This window comes from Blautia sp. DFI.1.216, assembly GCF_020594215.1.
Classification (GTDB): domain Bacteria; phylum Bacillota; class Clostridia; order Lachnospirales; family Lachnospiraceae; genus Blautia_A; species Blautia_A wexlerae.
Map to the genome: position 1 here is coordinate 1 of NZ_JAJDML010000090.1, position 7,278 is coordinate 7,278.

Annotated in this window: 7 protein-coding genes; 1 reads left to right on the forward strand and 6 read right to left on the reverse strand. The window is 44.2% G+C overall.

What is annotated here, in order from left to right; all coding sequences use genetic code 11:
- Window positions 1-257: 257 nt before the first annotated feature.
- From LJE11_RS18255 to LJE11_RS18265, 3 genes are all read right to left on the reverse strand, one after another.
- Window positions 258-863 (reverse strand): TIGR04100 family radical SAM protein, encoded by a 606-nt coding sequence (locus tag LJE11_RS18255; protein WP_173697719.1) that lies wholly within the window; start codon window positions 861-863, stop codon window positions 258-260.
- A gap of 44 nt (window positions 864-907) precedes the next feature.
- On the reverse strand, window positions 908-1,444 hold the full coding sequence (locus LJE11_RS18260) for a TIGR04002 family protein (RefSeq protein WP_173697718.1): 537 nt from the start codon (window positions 1,442-1,444) through the stop codon (window positions 908-910).
- Between the two features lie 66 nt (window positions 1,445-1,510).
- Window positions 1,511-2,380, reverse strand: coding sequence for a pyridoxamine kinase (locus tag LJE11_RS18265; protein ID WP_055053409.1), 870 nt, complete (start codon window positions 2,378-2,380; stop codon window positions 1,511-1,513).
- A gap of 163 nt (window positions 2,381-2,543) precedes the next feature.
- On the opposite strand from LJE11_RS18265, the gene pdxR reads away from it, so the two are divergent.
- Complete coding sequence (gene pdxR / locus LJE11_RS18270; RefSeq protein WP_173721843.1) at window positions 2,544-3,869, forward strand: MocR-like pyridoxine biosynthesis transcription factor PdxR; 1,326 nt, start codon at window positions 2,544-2,546, stop codon at window positions 3,867-3,869.
- Here pdxR and LJE11_RS18275 read toward each other — a convergent pair whose 3' ends face one another.
- From LJE11_RS18275 to LJE11_RS18285, 3 genes are all read right to left on the reverse strand, one after another.
- Entirely contained in the window at window positions 3,870-4,514 is a 645-nt protein-coding gene (locus LJE11_RS18275; RefSeq protein WP_008704797.1) for a precorrin-8X methylmutase, read from the reverse strand.
- A 93-nt stretch (window positions 4,515-4,607) separates the two neighbouring features.
- Window positions 4,608-6,116, reverse strand: a complete 1,509-nt coding sequence (locus LJE11_RS18280) for a cobyric acid synthase (protein WP_055152915.1) — start codon at window positions 6,114-6,116, stop codon at window positions 4,608-4,610.
- A 32-nt stretch (window positions 6,117-6,148) separates the two neighbouring features.
- Window positions 6,149-7,192 (reverse strand): pyridoxal phosphate-dependent aminotransferase, encoded by a 1,044-nt coding sequence (locus tag LJE11_RS18285; protein ID WP_173721844.1) that lies wholly within the window; start codon window positions 7,190-7,192, stop codon window positions 6,149-6,151.
- Window positions 7,193-7,278 lie beyond the last annotated feature (86 nt).

The window sequence follows — 7,278 nt, forward strand, 5'->3', positions numbered from 1 at the left end:
AAACATTTGTTGTCAAGGTTCAGTTTTTGGCTACGAGTTTTATTTTCGTAGCAAGTGCACTCTCTTATTACTTATTACTTTTTGCAATTTTCGAAGAAGGGGACTTCATCTTGCCCGGAAGGCTTTTTATGTTATAGAAACATTACGGAATAATTTCCTATAACATAAAAAATAAGCAGCCACGCACGGTAAGGTGCATGACTGCTGTAGTTTTCAGACAAACTCAAAAGTCAAAAACAGAATTTTTCTATTCTGTATCACGGTGAATATTTTCTCACTCTTAACGGAATCCCATTCTGAGCAGCCAGGATTCTGCTCTGCTCTACTTTTTCCTCGCCGATCACATCTACAACTGTGAAGCGTACATCATCAAGATACTGCTTGCAGTCTCTTGCAAATTTCAGCATGGCGTCAAAGGACTTCTCGCCGTATGCTGGACGGACTACTTCATTGTAGGAAGCTGCATCCGGCATATTCAGGCTGATGGATATACTGTCTACAGCCTGACAGATTTCTTTTGCAGTAGAACGTTTGTGGATCAGATCAGATAATCCGTTGGTATTCAGCCTGATCCGGAATGGGTATCTTTCCCTGATATATTTGCTTACTGCTATGAGGTTCTCAAGAGCCATGGTCGGTTCTCCGTATCCGCAGAAGACCACTTCATTACAGTCTGAAAAATCAAACTCATCAATGGCTTTGTAAATCTCTTCCAATGCAGGTTCCTGTTCAAACCAGAGATTGGATGCCTCACCGATGGCATCCTCTGTATTTCGGATGCAGAAGGTGCATCTGCATGGACATTTATTGGTAATGTTAAAATACACCTGATTTTTATATCTGTATATGATATCTGTTGTCATTTTATATTTTCCTCATTTTAAACTCAGTTATTTTATTTTTCGTATTATTTCGCAATATTCCTCTTAAATCCGATTTTATCAAGTGCAGTACCGATGATCACAAACATAATAGCACTTCCACCTGACTGTACAATACTTCCGCTGACAGAAGTAAAGAAGGATGCTGTAAATCCAAACATAATTCCTTCTGCAATATAGTATCCTGTTGCTGAGATGGCGAATGCAAGGAATAATGCAACTACATTTCTCTTTGTGACCAGCTTTGTTCCTTTAGAAGAAAACGGAAGACAGATCAGCATTTTGATAATTATGGTTGCAGGCGCCCATACAGGTGCTGTTAGAAGATCTGCCAGGCCACCTCCGATCGCTCCTGCCGCACATGCGTAAGGTAGTGGCAGAAATGCTGCTGCCAGATAGATCATAGTATCGCCCAGATGTACATATCCTCCGTTCACCCCTACCGGAATGTGGAAGATATAAGCTGTCATTAAAGTAGTCAATGCTGCCATTACCGCTGTGGCTGTGATCCTTTTCACTGTATCGGCTGTTTTGATGTTTTCTTTTGCTGTTAATTCAGACATAATATGGTCCCTCCTGTTATATATTTTACTTAACTATCCGGCATTTGGTATCTATGATTTCCTGTTTTATATCTGTGTCAGTATCCCCAGATATTTTTCAAAGCAGACTCCGTCATTTCTGTCAGTTCCTTCTTCCACTGCATCGTGAATAGCTCCTCCCAGAAATTCAACAGCCTTCTCCACACATGCTTTCATGGGAATCCCTCTCACCATTCCCGCACTCAGTACAGATGCCAGAAGATCTCCTGTTCCGGAATAACTGCCGCCCTCTTTTACAGAAAAACACCAGTCTGCTTTTTCTTTCTCCAGAACCAGATTTCCCATTCGTGCTCTGCCGTCACTGCCGGACACCTCTACTCCTGTGATCACAATTGCTTCCAGCCCAAAACGCTGAGTCAAATCTCTTCCAGATTTTTCAATTTCCTTAAGCAACTGTGTTTCTTCCATATCAGAAAGTGCTTTCATTCTTTCTTTCATCCCCTCTTCTCCATACAGAAGAAGAAGTGCCTCTGTCAGGTTCGGCGTAATCACTGTAGCTTCTCTGACCAGAGTCCGCATTTTTTCACAGAGAGTCTCTGAATAGGTTTTGTATGTTTCCCCTCTGTCTCCCATAACCGGATCAACCAGGATATGTGTTCCCTCTGTGCAGAACATATCTACAAATTTCAGGATCAGATCCACCTGTCTGGCATCTCCCAGAAATCCTGTATAAACACCATCCGGTGTAAATCCCGTTTTTTTCCACTCGTCCATGATCAGCTCCATCCGGTCTGTATAATCATCCCAGAAATAAGATCCATATCCTGTCTGATTACTCAATATTGCGGTGGGCAGCGGACAAGCCTGGACTCCCATGGCGGAAATTACAGGAATCGCTGCTGTAAGAGAGCATTTCCCCAGACCGGACAGATCATGAATTACTGCAATTTTTTTCAATTTTTTATTCCTCTTGCTTTCTTTTATGCTTTGTATTAATATAGCATCACAGTGGATATATGAATATAGCCAGATTTAATGTTTTTTTAAGGGTCAGTTTATTTTTAACCCTATAGCAATTCAAGAATGCCATCAGCATGTTTGAAGGATCGGAGTTTTACATATGGAATTGATTTTAGATAAGAATAAAAAAAAGGAGCACCTGTATCTGGAGGTGTTCCACTATTACAGGGAACTGATCATGGAGAAAAAGCTCCCGCCCGGAAGCAGGATGCCCTCCCTCCGAAAATGTTCACAGGAACTGAGGCTGAGCCGCACTACCATTGAAAATGCCTATCTGCAGCTGGCTGCGGAGGGATATATTATTTCCAAAGCCCAGAGCGGATATTATGTGACAGATATTGCTGACAGACAACACACATCTGTCAGAAAAACAGAGAAACAGACCCAGACACCCTGCAGGTTTGATTTTGCCTCTTCAGGAGTAGATCGGGAGAGTTTCCGTTTTGACCTGTGGAGACGTTATATCAAAAGCGCTCTTCGCCAGGATGAACGATTACTGTCTTACGGAGAGCCTCAGGGTGAGGCAGATCTGAGAGATACACTTGCTGATTATGTGAGAGAACGCAGAAACGTGCTGTGCAGTGGGGAGGATATTGTGATCGGTGCAGGTATTCAGAGTCTTTTGCACATCCTCTGCCCGCTCCTTGAGCAACGCCAGACTGTTTCTTTTCCCAATCCTTCCTTTATACAGGGAAGCACTGTGTTTCATGACTATGGATTTCAGGTAGATTACAGGAATAAGGACTGTGATATTATTTATGTTTCTCCTGCACATATGACAAAATGGGGTGATATTATGCCTGTTTCCAGACGCCTGGAGCTGGTGAATTACTCTGCTGCACATGGCAGTCTGGTCATTGAGGATGATTTTGAAAATGAATTTGTGTATCTGCAGAAGCCTACCCCTTCTCTTTTTGGTCTGGCAGGCGGTCAGAATGTGGTGTATCTGGGAACCTTTTCCAGACTTCTGCTGCCCTCCATCCGTATCAGTTTTATGGTCCTGCCTCCGGAGCTGTCTGCACTGTACAGAAAAAAAGCAGACCAATATAATCAGACAGCATCAAAGGCAGAGCAGATTGCTCTGTGCCAATTTATCCGGGATGGTCACTTGGCAGCACAGACCCGTAAGCTGAAACGTCTGTATTCTGTAAAGCTGAAAGCACTCCGCAGTGCTGTGCGGGAAGTATTTGGAAAAGATTCCCAAATCCAGACCGGAGCCGCAGGTACCAGCCTGGCCCTGACTCTGTCCACAACTCTTACCTGGCAGGAGCTTCAAAAAAAGGCACAGACCAATGGTCTGCGCCTGCAGCTTCTGAGAGAGACTCCCGGTAAGATTACCCTGATTCTCTCCTGCTCCTCCATGCCTGTGGCAGATTTCGTCCCAGCATGCAAGCTGTTAAAGGATATCAGTCAGATACAGAATTAATTAGTATCCTCTGTTATTATCAATCATATAAAGCAATGCATTACAGATACATGCGGCAACATTGCTTCCGCCCTTTCTTCCTCTGGCTACAATATAAGGTACGTCTGCCTGCATGATCAGTTCCTTGGACTGGACCACATTTACAAAGCCTACCGGCACACCGATGATCAGCTCCGGATCCAGCTTGCCATCCTCAATCAGTTCATAGAGACGTACCAGCGCAGTGGGGGCATTTCCGATGGCAAAAATCAGCTTCTTTCCCATGGCAGCAGCCTTATCCATGCTGGCTGTAGCTCTTGTGGTTCCGTTGGCTTTGGCTGTGGCAGCTACGTCCTCGTCAGAGATAAAGCAGAATACTTCTCCGCCGTAACGGGAAAGGACTCTCTTGTTGATCCCGGACTCTGCCATGTGTGTATCTGTCACAATGCAGGCACCGTCTTTGATAGCAGCAATTGCTTTCTCAACTGCATTCTCAGAGAAACAGAGATTCTCTGCATAATCAAAGTCTGCGCTTGTGTGAATACATCTCTTTACGATCAGCTCTGTTCCGGGAACCAGCTTTTTATCTCCAAGTTCCTCTGTGATGATCTCAAAGCTGCGTTTCTCTATATCCATTGGTTTTACATTTTCCAGTTCTACTTTCATTCCTTATCTCCCAAATTCCATAAATTCCCGTATACAATAGTTACATCTATCACTCATTGGCTTATCTAGTATGGCTCACCATACAGTTCCGGATCAGATTCCCTGCTCCAGAATTTCATAGATTTTCTTCATATCCAGATGCTTCCTCAGTTCTGCTGCCAGGATATCATACTGGGTTTCTTTAAATGCCGCAAAATCGATTCCTGTCATCTGAGATACATCAATTCCCTTTTTCTCACCCAGAACACGTACAACAGCCTCTGCCACATCTTCCCTGTCAAAAACTCCATGGACATAGGTTCCACAGACATTTTTACAGTATGCACCGTCTTCCTTACACTCTCCTGACACCTGATCTTCAATGGATACACTGTGTCCGGCCTCGCCTTTTAACACAGTTTCTCCCATATGGATCTCGTAACCCTCCAGTTCTGCGCCGGAAAGTGCCTGAAGCTCTCCCTCGAGTTCCAGAAATCTGCCGGAAACTCTGGTTCTGGTTTTCTTTTCCGCAAAAACAGTATCCATAGGAAGCAGTCCCATTCCTTTGATAGTTCCTCCGGCTTCCACATGATGAGGGTCACTTAAGGTCTCACCCAGCATCTGATAACCGCCACAGATTCCAAAAATGATCTTACCCTTTGCAGCTTCCTTCAAAACTGCAGCTTCCAGACCATTAGCCCGCATCCACAGTAAATCTTCCATTGTATTTTTAGTTCCTGGCAGGATAATCATATCCGGATTTTTCAGTTCGCTGACATGCTGTACATATCTCAGGGAAACGCCTGGAATACTTTCCAGTGGATTAAAATCTGTGAAATTGGAGATCCTTGGCACCCGGATCACCGCAATATCAATAAGATCCACTTCCTGTTTTCTGTCAAATCTTTCTGTGAGGCTGTCCTCATCCTCCACCTGAATATCCAGATACGGAGCCACTCCCACTACAGGGATATGGCTTCTCTCCTCCAGCATCTGCACTCCCGGATCAAGGATGGTCTTGTCGCCGCGGAATTTGTTGATGATCAGACCCTTTACCATCTCTCTTTCATCCTCTTCCAGAAGCTCCACTGTACCGATCAGCTGTGCGAAAACACCGCCTCTGTCAATATCTCCCACCAGAAGTACCGGTGCCTTTGCCATCTTTGCCATTCCCATATTTACGATATCTTCTGTTTTCAAATTGATCTCTGCCGGGCTTCCTGCTCCCTCGATCACAATGATATCATTTTCTGATGCCAGTTTATCATAAGCTTTCATAATATCCGGCACCAGCTTTTTCTTATATTTAAAATAGTCTCTGGCACTCATGGTTCCCAGGACTTCTCCGTTTACGATCACCTGGGAGCCTACATCATTGGTAGGCTTCAGAAGAATGGGGTTCATCAGCACAGAAGGCTTAATTCCGGCTGCCTCCGCCTGCATCACCTGAGCTCTGCCCATCTCCAGCCCCTCTTCTGTAATAAAAGAGTTCAGTGCCATATTCTGGGATTTAAAGGGTGCCACCCTGTATCCATCCTGTTTAAAAATCCTGCAAAGCCCTGCTGCCAGAAGGCTTTTTCCTGCATTGGACATTGTCCCCTGCACCATAATCGCTTTTGCCATTTTTTGTTTCCCCTTTTCTCCTGTATAAATACTTATGAAAGCACTTCTTCCAGTACCTCTATCAGCTTTTCATTCTGTTCATGCAGCTTCACTGCCACACGGTAATATCCTTTTTTCAGCCCCAGATAGTTACTGCAATCCCGGATCAGGATCCCCTTTGCAACACATCTTTCAAAGAGATCCTCAGGTCCGTAAAAGAATATATAATTTGCTTCAGAAGGATATACCGTCAGCCCAACCTGTCTCATCTTTTCCTTCATCCATGCAGATTCCCTGAAAATGATCTGCCGTCCTGCTTCCACATATTCTGATTCCTTCAATGCTGCCATTCCTGCCTGCTGTGCCATGGTAGACACATTCCAGGGCTGGGTGACTGCCTCCATCCGGTCAAGTACTTTCCTGTCCGAACAGAATCCATAGCCCAGACGCACACCGGGGATCGCATATCTTTTGGTAAATGCCTTAAGAATAAAAAGTCCCGGATATTTTTCCAGTTTTCCCTTCAGCGTATGTTTCTCCGGATCTTTTACAAAATCCAGGAAGCACTCATCTACTACCATAAATATTCCCTGCATGGCACAGATTTCCAGGATTTCTTCCAGAAGGTCCTGAGGTATGGTAATCCCTGTAGGATTATTGGGATTACACAGGAAAATAATATCCGGCTTTTCTCTTTTCAGAACATCCGGATAATCTTTCTGTATACAGAAATCATTTTCCTCTTTCAGATAATATCTGCTGATCTCACAGCCAACACTGACCAGTGCCTGTTCATACTCCGCAAAGGTAGGAGCAGGAAGAAGGGCCTTCTTTGGATTCAATGCCCTGCTGAGGGAAAAAATAAGGTCTGCGGCTCCATTCCCGCAGATCAGATATTCTTTTTTTGTATATTCATAATCTGCGATTGCCTCTTTCAGAGGTCCGCATCCTACACGGGGATAATCACTCAGATCCTCTACACTGTCTATGATCGCCTGCTTTACACTCTGCGGTGTTCCCAGCGGATTACAGTTTGCAGAGAAATCCAGACAGTGATCATATTTATAAACATCACCGCCATGTATATGTTTTGTCATCAGTTGTCTCCTGTCTTACTATACATGTTTTTAGGCGTTTGCGAAACGCCAAAAGCCGCATAAATACGGCATTTTTTTGTTGTTAA

Bases quoted from the DNA above. Each gene is read 5' to 3' on its own strand.
- pdxR (WP_173721843.1), top strand. From the start codon at position 2,544: ATGGAATTGATTTTAGATAAGAATAAAAAAAAGGAGCACCTGTATCTG.
- LJE11_RS18255 (WP_173697719.1), bottom strand. From the start codon at position 863: ATGACAACAGATATCATATACAGATATAAAAATCAGGTGTATTTTAAC.
- LJE11_RS18285 (WP_173721844.1), bottom strand. From the start codon at position 7,192: ATGACAAAACATATACATGGCGGTGATGTTTATAAATATGATCACTGT.
- LJE11_RS18275 (WP_008704797.1), bottom strand. From the start codon at position 4,514: ATGAAAGTAGAACTGGAAAATGTAAAACCAATGGATATAGAGAAACGC.
- LJE11_RS18280 (WP_055152915.1), bottom strand. From the start codon at position 6,116: ATGGCAAAAGCGATTATGGTGCAGGGGACAATGTCCAATGCAGGAAAA.
- LJE11_RS18260 (WP_173697718.1), bottom strand. From the start codon at position 1,444: ATGTCTGAATTAACAGCAAAAGAAAACATCAAAACAGCCGATACAGTG.